Origin of the sequence: Kineococcus glutinatus, from assembly GCF_039542765.1 — a bacterium.
Classification (GTDB): Bacteria; Actinomycetota; Actinomycetes; order Actinomycetales; family Kineococcaceae; genus Kineococcus_A; species Kineococcus_A glutinatus.
On sequence record NZ_BAABIL010000188.1, the window covers coordinates 1 to 12,934 of the forward strand.

The following is a 12,934-nucleotide window of genomic DNA, read 5'->3' on the forward strand; positions in this document are numbered from 1 at the left end:
GCGACGACGGCGGCGGGGTCGGTGTCCAGGTCGAGCAGGAAGCGGCAGCGCGCCACGGCGGCGTCGGCGTCGCGGGCGTCGGTGAGCAGCAGCCGGCAGCCGACCGCTCCCGGCCCGGGGCGCAGCGTGACGATCCCCGGTCCGCCGGGCAGGCGCAGCGTGCGGCGGTAGGCGCCGTCGCGCCACTCCTCCACGCCGGGCACCGCGGTGGCCGCCAGGTGCCCGAAGAGGCTGTCGGGCAGCAGCGGCGGGCGGAAGGGCAGGTCGAGCTCCAGCGCGACGGGCACGGGGGCACTGTGCCGGACACCCGGCCGCCGGAGGCGGGGCCCTACGCTCCGCGGATGAGGATCGTGATCCCCGGGGGGACCGGCCAGGTCGGTGGCGTGCTGCGGCGGGCGCTGGCGGCGCGCGGCGACGAGGTCACGGTCCTGAGCCGCCGGCCGCAGCGGCTGGAGGACGGTGTCCGGCACGTCGTCTGGGACGGCCGGACCCCCGGGCCGTGGGGGGCCGAGGTCGACGGCGCCGACGCGGTCGTGAACCTGGCCGGCCGCACGGTCAGCTGCCGCTACACCGACGCGAACCTGCGCCAGATGATGGACTCCCGCGTCGACTCCACCCGCGCGGTGGGCGCGGCGATCGCCCGGGCCGCGCGGCCGCCGCGGGTGTGGCTGCAGATGAGCACCGCCACCATCTACGCCGACGCCCGCAGCCGCGGCGACGACCTGCCCCACGACGAGGCGAACGGCGTCCTGGGGGGTGAGGAACCGGGCGTGCCGCTGTACTGGGAGTACAGCGTCCGCATCGCCCGCCGCTGGGAGCGGGCGCAGGCCGAGGCCGACGTCCCCACCACCCGCCGCGTCGCGCTGCGCACCGCGATGGTGATGACCCCCGACCGCGGCGGGGTCTTCGACTACCTGTCGGGGATGGCCCGGCTCGGCCTGGGCGGGCCCGTGGCCGGCGGCGGGCAGCACGTCTCCTGGATCCACGGCGAGGACTTCGTGCGGGTCGTGGAGTTCCTGCTGGAGCGGGACGACCTCGACGGGCCGTTCATCGTCGCCGCCCCCGACCCGGTGCCGCAGCGGGAGCTGATGCGGTCGCTGCGCCGCGCGTGGGGGCGGCGCCTCGGCCTGCCCGCCACGCGGCTGATGGCCGAGGTCGGGGCGTTCGCGCTGCGCACCGACACCGAACTGCTGCTGAAGAGCCGCCGGGTGGTCCCCGGCCGGCTGCTGGAGGCGGGTTTCGCGTTCGCGCACCCCACCTGGGCGGAGGCGGCGGTGGACCTGGCCGCGCAGGCGCGACGGCTCCGGCAGCGGGCCTGACCGGCCCACCGCCCGTCAGCGCCGGTAGCGCTCGACGAACCCCCGCAGCAGCAGCGGCGGCACCTCGACCCGGGCGCGGCGCAGCCGCGCGACGACCTCCTCGTACTCCTCCGGCGGGAAGTACCCGGCCCGCCGGTAGACGCGGACGCGCCCGAGGATCCCCTCGACGTCCAGCTCGGGGTGGAACTGCGTCGCGTAGCAGTTGCGCCCCACCCGGAACGCCTGGACGGGGCAGGCGGGCGATGAGGCCAACACCACCGCGTGCGGCGGCGGGACCCGCAACGCCTCCTTGTGCCCGACGAAGGCGTCGAACACGTCGGGCAGGGCACCGAGGAGGGGGTCGGCGCGGCCGGCGGCGGTGAGGGTGACGGGCACCGCGGCGATGGGCTCGGCGTGGGTGCGGTCCACGACGCCGCCCTGGTGCACACCGAGGGTGCCGATGCCGTAGCAGGCGCCGAGGAAAGGGGCGTCGGCGGCGACGACGCGGTCCAGCAGCGCGGCCAGCTCCCGCTCGACGCGGCGCTGCACGTCGGACTTGGTCTCCTCCGGGTCGGAGGTGCAGAAGGGGCTGCCGCCGACGACGACGCCGGACAGGGCGTCGAGGTCGACCTCGGGCATCGGCTCGCGCTCCAGGCGGACGCGGACCAGCTCCCCGGGCCGCAGCCCGCCGTAGCGCAGCACCGCGGCGTGCTCGGCGTCGGCGACGTCGTCGTCGGCGCGGGTGGCGAGGAGCAGGAACGGCCTCACCCCGCGCACGGTAGTCGCGCCCGCCGCGCGAAGCTCGGTCGCGGGTACCGGGGCCGCGACACCCGAACATATTGTGAACAATCGTGTCGACGACTACGGTGGTGCGGACCGAGGCCCCAACGACGGGAGCACCCGTGAGCACCGCGTTCGCCAAGACCCCGGGCTGGCTGGACTGGCACCCCGACCCGGCGAGACCCCGCTTCGCGCTCCCACCGGGCAGCGTGGACGCCCACTGCCACGTCTTCGGCCCCGGGGACGAGTTCCCCTACGCCCCCGAGCGCAAGTACACCCCGTGCGATGCGGGCAAGGCGCAGCTGTTCGCGCTGCGGGACCACCTCGGCGTCAGCCGCAACGTGATCGTGCAGGCCACCTGCCACGGCGCGGACAACAGCGCGATGGTCGACGCCGTCCGGGCCGCCGGCGGCCGGGCGCGCGGCATCGCCACGGTGCGCCCGGACGTCACCGACGCCGAGCTGCGCGAGCTGGACGCGGCGGGCGTGCGCGGCGTGCGGTTCAACTTCCTCAAGCGCCTGGTCGACACCTCGCCGCAGGACGAGCTGGCCACCATCGCCCGGCGCATCGCCCCCCTGGGCTGGCACGTCGTCGTCTACTTCGAGGAATCCGACCTGCCCGGCCTGGAGGGGTTCCTCGGCGCCCTGCCCGTGCCGCTGGTCGTGGACCACATGGGCCGCCCCGACGTGACCCAGCCGGTCGGCGGGCCGGGGTTCGGCCGGTTCCTGCGGTTCGTGGACCGCCACGACGTGTGGGTCAAGGTGAGCTGCCCGGAGCGGCTCAGCGTCGCGGGACCACCCGCCCTGGACGGCGAGCGGCACGCGTACACCGACGTCGTGCCCTTCGCCCGCCGCGTCGTCGAGGAGTTCGGCGACCGGGTGCTCTGGGGCACCGACTGGCCCCACCCCAACCTCACCGACCACGTGCCCGACGACGGCCTCCTGGTCGACCACGTGCCGCACGTGGCCGTCACCGCCGAGCAGCAGCACGCGCTGCTGGTGGCCAACCCGATGCGGCTCTACTGGCCCGGCGAGGACGCCTGAGCCGGCCGGCCGCGCGCGTCCCGCACCCACGATCCCCGAGGGGTTTGCCCGTGCAGCACTCCAACGCCGCCAACCGGATCGACCGCCTGCCGGTCTCCCGGTTCCACAAGGTCACCCTGGTGGCCGTCTCCTTCGCGTATTTCTTCGAGTTCGCCGACATCAACACGTTCGCCACCACCGTCCCCAAGCTGGTCGACCTGTGGGGCGTGACGGTCAGCCAGATCGCCTACGTCACGTCGCTGTCGTTCGTCGGCATGTTCTTCGGCTCCCTCGTCGCCAGCGGCCTCGCCGACCGCTGGGGCCGCAAGCGGGCGCTGACCGCCACCACGCTGTGGTTCGCCGTCTTCTCGTTCGCGGCCGTGTTCTCCTGGGACGTCGTCTCCCTGGGCGTCTTCCGCGTCCTCACCTCGGCGGGGCTGTCCGCCATGACCGTCGTGGCGGTCATCTACGTCAACGAGCTGTACCCGGCGGCCGTGCGCGGCAAGTACCAGGCGTACGCCATCGTCATCGGCATCTGCGGCACCCCGGTCACGAACCTCATCGCGAGCGCGGTCGTGCCGATCTCGGACTGGTCGTGGCGGCTGGTGTACCTGTGGGGTTCCCTCGGGGTGCTGTTCGTCCTCTTCACCCGCCACCTGCAGGAGTCCCCCCGCTGGTACGAGAACAAGGGCCGCTACGCGGAGGCCGACGCGGTGCTGAGCCGGATCGAGGCGCAGGTCGAGGCCGAGAAGGGCCCGCTGCCCGCCCCGGCACCGCCCGTCGCCACCGCGCCGCACGCGAAGGCGCCGCTGAGCCTGCTGCTGCAGCGCCGCTACCTCGCCCCGACCGCGCTGCTCACGGTGCTGTGGGTGACGCAGACCATCGGGTTCTTCGGCTACTCCAGCTGGGCCCCCACCCTGCTGGCGCAGGAGGGCCTCAGCGTCGAGAAGTCCATCTTCTACGTCGCGCTGACCACCGTCGGCGCACCGCTGGGTTCCTTCCTCGCCTCGCTGGTCACCGACCGCTTCGAGCGCAAGTGGTGCCTGGTCGCCTTCGGCACGACCATCGCGATCTGCGGCCTGCTCTACGGCCTGACGTTCAACCCGGTGCTCATCGTCGTGTTCGGCTTCCTGGTGAACCTCTTCGAGCGCGGCTACACCGCCCTGGCCTACGCCTACTCCCCCGAGCTGTTCGACACGCGCGGTCGCTCCCTGGGCACCGGCATGTCCTACGGCCTGGGACGGCTGTCCAACGCCGTCGGCCCGCTCGTCATCGCGGCCCTCTACACCCGCAGCGGCTACGAGAGCGTCTTCTACTTCATCGCCGGCACCTGGGTGGTGGGGGCGCTGACGCTGGCGGTGTTCGGGCCCCGCACCCGGCGGGCGCGGCTGGAAGCCGCGGCGGCCCCGGACCCGGCCGTGCGGAGCTGAGGCCGCGCGGGGCGCCGGGGCCGCGGCCTCAGCGCCCCGCGAGGAGCCGTTCCTGCAGCACGGCGCGCGGCACCGGCCGGCCGAGGTGGAAACCCTGCCCGAAGTCGCAGCCCGCCGAGGCGAGCAGGTGCCGCTGCGCCGGCGTCTCGATGCCCTCGCCGACGACGACGAGGTCGAGCACGTGCGCGAGGTCGATGACGGAGCGCACGATCCGCTGGTCGTGCTCGTTGGCGACGATGTCGGCGATGAAGCTGCGGTCCAGCTTCACCTCGTGGACGGGCAGCTGCTGCAGCCAGCTCAGCGAGGAGTACCCGGTGCCGAAGTCGTCGAGGGAGACGTGGACGCCGCGGTCGGCGAGGTCGGCCAGCACGGTGCCGGTGCGGGCCACGTCCGCCAGCAGCCGGCTCTCGGTGACCTCCACGCCGAGCAGGCGCGGGTCCAGGCCGCTGTCGTCGAGGGCGGCGTCGACGTGTTCCAGCAGCCGGGGGTCGGACAGCTGCCGGGCGGCGAGGTTCACCTGCACCACGGGGCCGCCCGCGCCGGCGCGCTGCCACTGCCGGGCCTCCCGGCACGCCCGGCGCAGCACCCAGGTGCCGATGTCGACGACGAGCCCGGACTCCTCGGCGATGTCGAGGAAGTCCGCCGGCGCCACCAGCCCGCGCGAGGGGTGCCGCCAGCGCAGCAGCGCCTCCACCGCCACCGTGCGGCCGGTGCCGAGGTCGATCTTGGGCTGGTAGAGCAGTTCCAGGGCGTCGTGGCGCAGCGCGTCGTGCAGGCCGCTCTCCACGGCGACGCGGCGGCCGATCTCGTCCTGCAGGCTGGAGTCGAACATCGCCACCACGCCGCGGCCGCGGCGCTTGGCCAGGTGCAGCGCGGAGTCGGCCTCGCTGAGCAGCTGGTCGGCGGAGGTCTCCCCCGCGACGGCGACGGTGGCGCCGATGGAGACGTTGACGAACACGTCCCGGCCCTTGATGCGGTAGGTGCCCACGCAGCCGGCGAGCACCCGCTCGGCGAGGCGGGCGACCTCGGCCGGGCCCGCCAGGTCGGAGGCCACGACGACGAACTCGTCGCCACCGAAGCGGGCGATGACGTCGTGGGGGCCGGTGGCGCGGCGCAGCTGCTGCGCGAACAACCGCAGCAGGTCGTCGCCGGCGGCGTGCCCGAGGTGGTCGTTGATCCACTTGAAGTTGTCCAGGTCGCAGAACAGCACCGCGACCGACCGGCCGCGCCGGCCCGGGCGCGCCGCGGCGATGCCGAGCTGCTCGTGCAGCAGCCGCCGGTTGGGCAGCTCGGTGAGGGTGTCGTGCGTCGCCTGGTGCGCCAGCGCCTGCTCGGCGCGCACCCGCTCGGCGACCTGCGCGAGCAGTTCACCGTTGGCGCGGGCCAGTTCCGCGGTGCGCTCGGCCACCCGCCGCTCCAGGTCGTCGCGGGCCCGCTCTTGCTCCTCCAGCAGCAGGCTGGTGTGCAGGCCGGTGGCGAGCTGGTGCGCCACGGACTCGTAGACCGCGCCCGAGCGCGGCCCGAGCGCGAGCACGACGTAGCCGAGGTGCCGGTCCGTCACGTGCAGCGGCAGCAGCACGGCGCTGCGGCCGGCCAGCCCCTCCCACCGCCCGGGGGGCAGCAGCTCCGCGGCGGGGAAGCCCGCGTCGGCGGGCCCGGCGGGTGCGGTGCGGCCGCGCTCGTGGGCCAGCAGCAGCCGTGCCCCGGCGGCGGGCAGCCGGCCGGGTTCCCACGCGCCGGGCGGGCCGCCCGGATCGCCGTAGGCGGCGACGTAGCAGGTGTCGATGCCCAGGCGCGGCAGCTGCTCCACGAGCGCGGGCAGGCAGCGCTGCTGGGCGCTGGCGGACAGCAGCTCCTGGCCGACGTCGCGCACGACGTCGGCCTGCCGCTCGACGAGGCGGCGCAGGTACAGCCAGCACTGCTCGACGTCGACGACGGCGCGGGCGGCGGCCCCGTCGTCCTGCGCGGCCGAGCGCAGCACCCCCAGCACCTCCCCCCAGGGGTCGAGGCCCTCGCCGAGGTTGATGCTGTAGCGGAACAGCCGCTCGGCGACGGCGAGCAGGTGCCGGCCCTCGTCGGCGACCGCGGCGCGCAGCCCGGCGACGAGGTCCTTGGCCCAGTCCGCCTCGTCGGGGGCGACGTGCTTGCGCCCGGTGGTGGCGCGCAGCGCGGCGGCGACGGTCTCGTCGTCGGCGGTGGTCAGCTGGGGCACGACCGGTGGGCAGCCGCAGGAGCGGCGCACGACGAGCTCGCAGGGCAGCAGCGCCTCCGAGGGCACCGCCCGGCCGGCGACGAGGTCGACGAGGGTGCGCACGGCCCGTTCCCCCACGGCGCGGAACGGCACCCGGACGGTGGTCAGCGCCAGGCTGGCCGCACCGACGTGGAGGGTGCCGGCGCCGTCGCCGGCGCCGTCGGTGGCGCCGATGTCGAAGTGCTCCAGGGTGGTGTAGTCGTCGAACCCGACGACCGCGACGTCCTCCGGGACCCGCAGCCCCAGCCGCAGGCAGGCGGAGACGACCCCGACCGCGAGGCCGTCGTTGGCGGCCACCACGGCGTCCGGGGGCCGCCCGGAGGTCAGCATGCGCACGACGACGTCCATGCCGGCGTCGAGGGGGTGGAAGGAGCCCAGCGGCGGGCTGACGAGCGCCGGGTCCGGCTCGATCCCCGCCTCCCGCAGCGCCTGCAGGTAGCCGCGCAGCCGGAGCCGGCCGCCGAGGTGGGTGGCGGGGCCGCGCAGGTACGCCACGCGCCGCTTGCCGTGGACCCCGACGAGGTGGCGGACCAGCTCGGCGCTGCCGGTCTCCTCGCCGAAGGACACCCGGGGGGCGTCGCCGAGGGAGGCCTCGCCGCTGACGACGGGGCGCCCGGCGAGGCGGGCGGCCAGCGCGGCCAGCCCGTGCCCGCCGCCGTGCAGGCCGAGCTTGGTCGTCCAGACGAGGAAGCCGTCGAAGGCCGCGGGGTCGAGCAGGTCGTAGACGACGTTGGCCTGCGCGGCGAGGCCGCGGGGGTCGCCGAACTCGCGGCCGACGACGGTGAGCAGGTCCACGTCGAGGCGGGCGGCCTCCTCGACGACGCCCAGCCAGGACTCCTGGTGACAGGTCTGCAGGCTGCTCGTCAGGCACGCCAGGCGCAGCCGTGAGCGCGCTCTCACGGTTTTTCCGGCCGGTGCCCGCACGGGCGTCAGGGTAGGGGGACGGAGACGGTTGCGGGAGATGCGTACCGGCACCCGCGCGTGCCGGAACGATCCCGCACGCCGCCCACCCGCCCGTCCGGCCCAGTCGCCTGACGCAGCGTCGACGACGCCGACACGGGGTGTCCCTGCGCAGCGCACCCCGCCACCTCGCCACCGGAGACGTCACGGTGGCGAGGTGGCGGGGTGGTGGGTGGCGGGGGCCGGCGTCACCGGCCCCCGGGCACCTCAGCTGGTCGCCAGCAGCTCCTCGACGTCGACCGCCTCGCTCGTGATGCCGTACTTCTGCATCAGCTCCGCGACGGCCTGCACCGAGTCGACGTTGATCTCCTGCGGCCACGCCGGCAGCTTGATCTGCTGCGCGACCTCCGCGGTGATCTTGGTGTAGGTCGGGACGATCGCCCGGACCTCGTCCGGGTGCTCCTGCGCGTACTGCAGCGACTCCTCGATCGCGGCGCGGAAGTCGTCGACCACGTCGGCGTTCTCCGCGAGGTACTGCTCGCTGGTGAAGTACGCGGCGACCGTGAGGTCGTCCACCGCGTCGGTGTAGTTGTCGCCCAGCAGCCGGTCACCCTGGCTGGTCGTGGCGGTCAGGAACGGCTCGACCACCTGCGCGGCGTCCACCTTGCCGCCGGCGATCGCCGCGGGCATGTCGGGGAAGCCGAGCTCCACGAACTTCACCGACGCCGGGTCCCCGCCGGCCTTCTCCACCATGGCCCGGACCGTGATCTCGTTGATGTTCTTCAGGTTGTTGATGGCCACCGTCTTGCCCGCCAGGTCCGCCGGCGAGGTGATGGGGCTGTCGGCGGCCACGACGACGCCGCCGAAGTCGGTGCTCGGGTCGCCCGTGGACGAGGCGCCCTCGGCGACCATCCGCAGCGGCAGGTCCTGCGCACCGGCGAGGACCACGGAGGAGACGTTGCCGAAGGCGAACTGGAAGTCGCCGGCGACCACGCCGGGCACGGCCGCCGCACCGCCGGACTGCTGCTCCAGCGTCAGGTCGATGCCGTGCTCCTCGAAGAACCCCTGCTGCTCGCCGAGGTAGATCGGCGCGACGTCGACGATCGGGATGACCGCGACCGTCACCGGGACGGGGCCGTCGGACCCGGAGGCCGTCGAGCCGGGGTCGGACGACCCGCAGGCGGCGAGCAGGACGACCAGCGGGAATGCGGCGATGGGCGTCAGGCGACGCATGGGAGCTCCTTCGCTCGATGGGGTGGTGGTGCGGTCGGGGGCGGTGGCGCCTAGCGGGCCTCGGCGCGCGACGCCTGCGGGGCGCCTGCCGAGGACGGCGGTGTCGCGGGCGCGTCCGAACCCCGCCGGTGCTTGGCGAGCTGGATCTGCTCGTAGACGTGGTGGCGCAGCTCGGCGAAGCGCCGGCTCGACCGCGTCTCCAGCTGGGTGCGCTCCCCCGGCAGGTCGATGGTCAGGTCCTCCATGACGACCGTCGGGGAGGAGGACAGGATGAGCACCCGCTGCCCCAGGTACACCGACTCGTCGATGTCGTGGGTGACGAAGAGGACGGTCACCCCCAGCTGCCGCCAGAGGGAGCGCACCAGGTCCTCCAGGTCCGCCCGGGTCTGGGCGTCCACCGCGGCGAACGGCTCGTCCATGAGCAGCACCTGCGGCTGGTAGGCCACCGCGCGGGCGATGGCGACCCGCTGCTGCATGCCGCCGGACAGCTGCCACGGGTAGGCGGCGTGCGCGTCGGCCAGGCCCACGGCCGCCAGCGCCTCGTGCACCAGCTCCCGGCGGCGCCGGCCGTCCTTCACCTTGTGCCGCAGCGGTAGCTCGACGTTCTGCTCGACGGTCTTCCAGGCGTAGAGGCTGCGGCCGTACTCCTGGAACACCACGGCCATGGACTCCGGGGGCCGCGTCACCGCGCGGCCGTCGAGCACCACCTGGCCCGACGTCGGCTCCAGCAGGCCGGCGATGCACTTGAGCAGCGTGGTCTTGCCCGCCCCGGAGGGGCCGACGATGCACACCAGCTCACCGCGCCCCACCGAGAAGGTCAGGTCGCGCACGGCCTCCACCGTGCGGCCGTGACCGCTGTAGATCTTCCGGACGCCCCGGACGTCGAGCAGCACGTCGCGCTCGCGGTGCTGGTCGGTGGTGGGCAGATCGGACATTCCTAGTCCCCTCGTTGCGAACGGCGCAGGCCGTGGTACCAGCGGAGGCTGCGCCGCTCGAAGAGCTGGAACAGCAGGGAGAACGCGAACCCGAGCAGGCCCAGCAGGATGATGCCGCTCCACATGTCGGGGATCGCGAAGCTGCGCTGGAACTGGATGATGGCGAAGCCCAGGCCGTTGGAGCTGGCGAACATCTCGCTGATGACCATCAGGATGATCGAGATCGACAGGGCCTGGCGCATGCCGGCGACGATCTGGGGGCTCGCCGCGGGCAGCACGAGGTGCCGCAGCCGCGCCCACCCGGTGATCCCGTAGGACCGCGAGGTGTCCGACAGGACCTCGTCCACCGCGCGCACGCCCTCGACCGCGTTGAGCAGGACGGGCCAGACCGCACCGGAGACGATGACGACGACCTTGGCCGTGTCACCGATGCCGGCGAACAGGAAGAGCACCGGGATGAGGACCGGGGGCGGGATGGCCCGGAAGAACTCCAGCACCGGCTCGGCGGTCCGGCGCAGCAGCCGGTTGGTCCCGAGCAGGACGCCGAGCCCGACGCCGAGCACGACGGCGAGCAGGTAGCCGACCACCAGGCGGGTGACGCTCGGCAGCACGTCGGCGCCGAGGCGGTCGGAGAACCACGTGGAGCCGAAGGTCGACAGGATGGTCGACAGCGGCGGGAAGTAGTAGCTGCCGCTGTGCGCCGACCACGACCACCACGCGGCGACCAGCACGACCGGCAGGGCGAGGGCGAGGACGAGCGCGCGCCCGGCGCGCAGGAACCGGTGCACGTCAGCCTCCGATGTCCGCGCGGACCGACGAGTGCCACGGGAGCGCCCGCCGTTCCAGCGCACGGGCCAGCAGGTTGATGAGGACGCCGAGCAGGCCGGTGAAGAGCACGAGCCCGTACACCAGCGGCACGTCGTTGCCCGACTGCGCGCTGCCGATCAGCCAGCCGAGCCCGTGGCCGATGCCGACCAGGCCGGCGGTGACGGCGAGGATGAGGGCGACCGCCGCACCCAGGCGCACCCCGGTGAGCACGTACGGCAGCGCGGTCGGCCAGACCACGTGGCGCACCCGGGCCCAGCGGCCGAGCTGGTAGGAGCGCGCGGTCTCGCGCGCCACCGGGTCGACGTCCTGCACGCCGTAGACCACCTGGATGAGGATCTGCCAGAAGGAGGCGTAGACGACGAGCAGCAGCGTGGAGCGGATGCTCGTGGTGCCGAACACCAGGACGGCCAGCGGGATGAGCGCCACCGAGGGCACCGGCCGGAGGAACTCGACCGTGGAGGCGGTGGCGCGGCGGACGACCTCGACGCTGCCCAGCAGCAGGCCCAGCCCGATCCCCAGCGCCACGGCGATCGCCAGGCCGGTGGCCCACGCCCGCACGGTCTGCCCCGTCGCGTCCCAGAACTCCGCGGTGCCCATGGCCCGGACCAGGGCGGTGACCATCGCGCTGAACGGCGGGAAGAAGCGCTCGGCGACCAGCCCGGTCCGCGGCAGCAGTTCCAGGACCAGCGCGAACCCCACCAGGCCGAGCACCCCCGGCGACCAGTCCGGCAGTCCCCGCGCTCTGCGCACGGGGGCCGGCGCCGGGCGCGCGGTGCGCGCGTCGATGCTCATCGGCGAGCTCCTCGAGGTCGGGAGGGGAGACGCCGCTCGACGTGGTCACCTCGTGGCCGACGGGCGCCCGTGCCCCTCGACCGGTGAGCACGTGAGGTCTCGCCCTGTGCCTGCGACCGTAGCTCCGCCTCGAGGGGGGCCGCAAGGACTGTCGAGAAGATTGTTGACGATCCCGCCGACATCACCCGTTCGGCTCGCGCAGCGCGGCGGCGACACCCGCCAGGTGCGCCCGGACGGCGGCCTCGGCGGCGTCCGGGTTGCGCTCCGCGATCGCCTCGACGACCGCGGTGAGGCCGGCGAGGGAGACCTGCGGCCGCCCCGGGCGCAGCGACAGCCGGAACTGGTGGCGCACGATCTGCGCCCGCAGCCGCTCCACGAGCGCACCGGCCACCGGCTGCGCGGCGCAGGCCCGGATCAGCTCGTACAGCTCCTGGACGAGGTCCGAGTACCGCATCAGCTCCCCGGCCGCCACCGCCCGGCGCATCCGCTCCAGCTGCTCCCGCAGGGCCGCGACCTGCTCGTCCCCGGCGCGCTGGGCGGCCCTGGCGGCCAGCAGCCCCTCCAGCGCCATCCGGCACTCGGTGATCGCCACGGCCTCGGCCGTCGACACCCGGCGCACCCGGGCCCCGCGGTGGGGCACCCGCTCGACGAGCCCCTCGGCGGTGAGCGCGTCGAGGGCCAGGCGCACCGCGCCCCGGGAGACGCCGATGAGGTCCACGAGGTCGGTCTCCACGAGGCGGTGGCCGGGGGCCAGCTCGCCGCGGGTGATCGCCTCGCGCAGGTACGACCGCGCCGCCTGCTGGCCGCCGGCCGTACCTGTCGCGCTGCTGCTCATGCTGGCTCCTCGTCGGGTCCACCCGACCGTAGGAACCGTTCACAGGATCGTCAACATCCGCCGGTGACGACGACCCGCACGGGCCCCGGCGTCAGTCGCAGAAGGCCTCCCCCACCAGCTCGGCGTACCCGCGCAGCTCCCCCGGGTCGGGGGCCGTGCTCATCGACAGCACCAGCCGCTCCCGGGTGTCCGGCGTGCTCAGCGCCAGGCTGGCGTACCCGTGGATCCCGCCGTCGTGGCCCCACACCACCTCACCGCAGGGCAGCTCCACCCGCATCAACCCCAGCCCGTACCCCGGGGACGCCGCCGTCAGGCGCTGCATCTGCGCCAGCTGCGCGGGCGGCAGCAGCCTGCCGTCGAGCAGGGCGTCGAGGAACCGGTCCAGGTCGGCCGTCGTCGAGGTGATCGCACCGGCCGCCCCGGCCGCGCTCGTGTCGTAGCGGGTGACGTTCACGACCTGGCCGCCGATGCGGGCGTAGCCGTGGGCGTGCGGCGGCGGCAGCGCCGGGTCGTCACCGGGCACCGAGGTCGCGCGCAGCCGGAGCGGGCGCACGATGCGGTCGGTGACCTCCTGCGCCCAGGTGCGGGAGGTCAGCGCCTCCACGAGCATCCCCGCCACGAGGTAGTTGG

Annotated in this window: 11 protein-coding genes and 1 pseudogene; 3 read left to right on the forward strand and 9 right to left on the reverse strand. The window is 74.5% G+C overall.

Features of this window, described 5'->3' with window-relative positions; translation table 11 throughout:
- Positions 1–323, reverse strand: a pseudogene (locus ABEB16_RS08115) (AlkA N-terminal domain-containing protein); the annotation flags it as partial.
- Positions 324–341: 18 nt separating this feature from the next.
- On the opposite strand from ABEB16_RS08115, the gene ABEB16_RS08120 reads away from it, so the two are divergent.
- On the forward strand, positions 342–1,319 hold the full coding sequence (locus ABEB16_RS08120; protein WP_345711757.1) for an epimerase: 978 nt from the start codon (positions 342–344) through the stop codon (positions 1,317–1,319).
- A 15-nt stretch (positions 1,320–1,334) separates the two neighbouring features.
- Here ABEB16_RS08120 and ABEB16_RS08125 read toward each other — a convergent pair whose 3' ends face one another.
- Positions 1,335–2,066: a glutamine amidotransferase gene (locus ABEB16_RS08125; RefSeq protein WP_345711758.1), complete on the reverse strand. Its 732-nt coding sequence runs from the start codon at positions 2,064–2,066 to the stop codon at positions 1,335–1,337.
- 134 nt (positions 2,067–2,200) lie between these two features.
- Here ABEB16_RS08125 and ABEB16_RS08130 point away from each other — a divergent pair, with 134 nt between their 5' ends.
- Positions 2,201–3,121 carry an amidohydrolase family protein gene (locus tag ABEB16_RS08130; protein ID WP_345711759.1) on the forward strand — a complete coding sequence of 307 codons (921 nt, stop codon included), beginning with the start codon at positions 2,201–2,203 and terminating at the stop codon, positions 3,119–3,121.
- Between the two features lie 50 nt (positions 3,122–3,171).
- Positions 3,172–4,530: an MFS transporter gene (locus ABEB16_RS08135; RefSeq protein ID WP_345711760.1), complete on the forward strand. Its 1,359-nt coding sequence runs from the start codon at positions 3,172–3,174 to the stop codon at positions 4,528–4,530.
- A gap of 28 nt (positions 4,531–4,558) precedes the next feature.
- Here ABEB16_RS08135 and ABEB16_RS08140 read toward each other — a convergent pair whose 3' ends face one another.
- The 7 genes from ABEB16_RS08140 to ABEB16_RS08170 all read right to left on the reverse strand — a co-directional run.
- Entirely contained in the window at positions 4,559–7,681 is a 3,123-nt protein-coding gene (locus tag ABEB16_RS08140) for an EAL domain-containing protein (RefSeq protein ID WP_345711761.1), read from the reverse strand.
- 267 nt (positions 7,682–7,948) lie between these two features.
- A complete protein-coding gene (locus ABEB16_RS08145) occupies positions 7,949–8,914 on the reverse strand; it encodes an ABC transporter substrate-binding protein (protein WP_345711762.1) in 966 nt (321 codons plus the stop codon).
- Between the two features lie 50 nt (positions 8,915–8,964).
- Positions 8,965–9,849 (reverse strand): ABC transporter ATP-binding protein, encoded by an 885-nt coding sequence (locus ABEB16_RS08150; protein ID WP_345711763.1) that lies wholly within the window; start codon positions 9,847–9,849, stop codon positions 8,965–8,967.
- 2 nt (positions 9,850–9,851) lie between these two features.
- Complete coding sequence (locus ABEB16_RS08155) at positions 9,852–10,637, reverse strand: ABC transporter permease (RefSeq protein WP_345711764.1); 786 nt, start codon at positions 10,635–10,637, stop codon at positions 9,852–9,854.
- Between the two features lies 1 nt (position 10,638).
- Positions 10,639–11,469, reverse strand: coding sequence for an ABC transporter permease (locus tag ABEB16_RS08160; protein ID WP_345711765.1), 831 nt, complete (start codon positions 11,467–11,469; stop codon positions 10,639–10,641).
- 181 nt (positions 11,470–11,650) lie between these two features.
- Complete coding sequence (locus ABEB16_RS08165; protein ID WP_345711766.1) at positions 11,651–12,304, reverse strand: GntR family transcriptional regulator; 654 nt, start codon at positions 12,302–12,304, stop codon at positions 11,651–11,653.
- 91 nt (positions 12,305–12,395) lie between these two features.
- Positions 12,396–12,934, reverse strand: a 539-nt coding sequence (locus ABEB16_RS08170; protein WP_345711767.1) for a serine hydrolase domain-containing protein, incomplete at its 5' end; no start/stop codon positions are given.

What these genes read in the sequence shown, in the direction of transcription:
- ABEB16_RS08120 (WP_345711757.1), top strand. Translation starts at nt 342, where the DNA reads ATGAGGATCGTGATCCCCGGGGGGACCGGCCAGGTCGGTGGCGTGCTG.
- ABEB16_RS08145 (WP_345711762.1), bottom strand. Translation starts at nt 8,914, where the DNA reads ATGCGTCGCCTGACGCCCATCGCCGCATTCCCGCTGGTCGTCCTGCTC.
- ABEB16_RS08150 (WP_345711763.1), bottom strand. Translation starts at nt 9,849, where the DNA reads ATGTCCGATCTGCCCACCACCGACCAGCACCGCGAGCGCGACGTGCTG.
- ABEB16_RS08160 (WP_345711765.1), bottom strand. Translation starts at nt 11,469, where the DNA reads ATGAGCATCGACGCGCGCACCGCGCGCCCGGCGCCGGCCCCCGTGCGC.
- ABEB16_RS08165 (WP_345711766.1), bottom strand. Translation starts at nt 12,304, where the DNA reads ATGAGCAGCAGCGCGACAGGTACGGCCGGCGGCCAGCAGGCGGCGCGG.